Consider the following 1,403-nt stretch of genomic DNA (forward strand, 5'->3'; position numbering starts at 1 on the left):
GGCCCTGGATCAGGCCCGCGAGGCAGATCTGGTTGACCATCTTCGCGAGCTGGCCCGAGCCGCTTTCGCCCAGCAGCGTGCAGGCGCGCGAGAAGGCCATGGCCACGGGCTGGACGGTGGCGAAGGCCGCGGCATCGCCGCCGCACATCACCGTCAGCTGGCCGTTCTGGGCGCCGGCCTGGCCGCCCGAGACCGGCGCGTCGATGAATTGCAGGCCCAGCGCCTGGGCCGCGGCGTTGAGTTCGCGCGCGACTTCCGCCGAAGCCGTGGTGTGGTCGACGAAGATCGCCCCCGGCTTCATGCCCGCGAACGCGCCTTGCTCGCCGAGCACGACCGAGCGCAGGTCGTCGTCGTTGCCGACGCAGCAGAACACGATGTCGGCCCCCTGCGCGGCTTCGCGCGGCGTGGCTGCCTGGCGCGGCGCTGCGGTGCCGGCGTATTCGGCGCACCACTGCGCGGCCTTCGCGGGGCTGCGGTTGTAGACCGTGACGCGGTGGCCGGCGCGTGCGAGGTGACCGGCCATGGGGTAGCCCATTACACCCAGGCCCAGGAAGGCCACGGAACGTGGCGAGACGGCAAGGCTAGACATAGAAAACAATCTCCAAACGGAAAACAGCCCGGGGGTCGGGCAAAAACGGCATGGCTGCGGAATCAGACGATCGCGAAATGCTCGGTGCCCGAAGACAGGTCGAGGTTGCGCGCACGCTGGCTGTTGAGCTTGATGGTCAGGCGCAGGTCATTGACCGAGTCGGCGTTGCGCAGCGCGTCTTCGTAGGTGATCTGCTGCGCTTCGAACAGGTCGAACAGCGCCTGGTCGAAAGTCTGCATGCCCAGGTCGCGCCCTTTCTTCATGATTTCCTTGATCTCGGCGACTTCGCCCTTGAAGATCAGATCGGAAATCAGCGGCGTGTTGAGCATGACTTCCATGGCCGCGACCCGGCCCTTGCTGTCCTGCTTGGCGATCAGCCGCTGCGAGATCATGGCGCGCAGGTTCAGCGACAGGTCCATCAGCAACTGCTGGCGCCGCTCTTCGGGGAAGAAGTTGACGATGCGGTCGAGCGCCTGGTTGGCGCTGTTGGCGTGCAGCGTGGCCAGGCACAGGTGGCCGGTTTCGGAGAACGCGATCGCGTGTTCCATGGTCTCGCGGTCGCGGATTTCGCCCATCAGGATCACATCGGGCGCCTGGCGCAGCGTGTTCTTCAGCGCGGCCTCCCAGCTTTCGGTGTCGAGGCCGACTTCGCGCTGGGTGACGACGCAGTTCTTGTGCGGGTGCACGAATTCGATCGGGTCTTCGACGGTGATGATGTGGCCGAACGAGTTCTCGTTGCGCCAGTCGACCATGGCCGCGAGCGTGGTCGACTTGCCCGAGCCCGTGGCGCCGACCAGGATGCACAGGCCGCGCT

Annotated in this window: 2 protein-coding genes; both read right to left on the reverse strand. The window is 66.5% G+C overall.

Going from position 1 to position 1,403, the window contains the following annotated elements:
- Window positions 1-589, reverse strand: a 589-nt coding sequence (locus tag D3H34_RS32625; protein ID WP_147400593.1) for an NAD(P)-dependent oxidoreductase, incomplete at its 3' end; no start/stop codon positions are given.
- Window positions 590-651: 62 nt separating this feature from the next.
- The coding region (locus D3H34_RS32630; protein WP_119558862.1) for a PilT/PilU family type 4a pilus ATPase at window positions 652-1,403 on the reverse strand (752 nt) is incomplete at its 5' end.

This window comes from Acidovorax cavernicola (genome assembly GCF_003581445.1).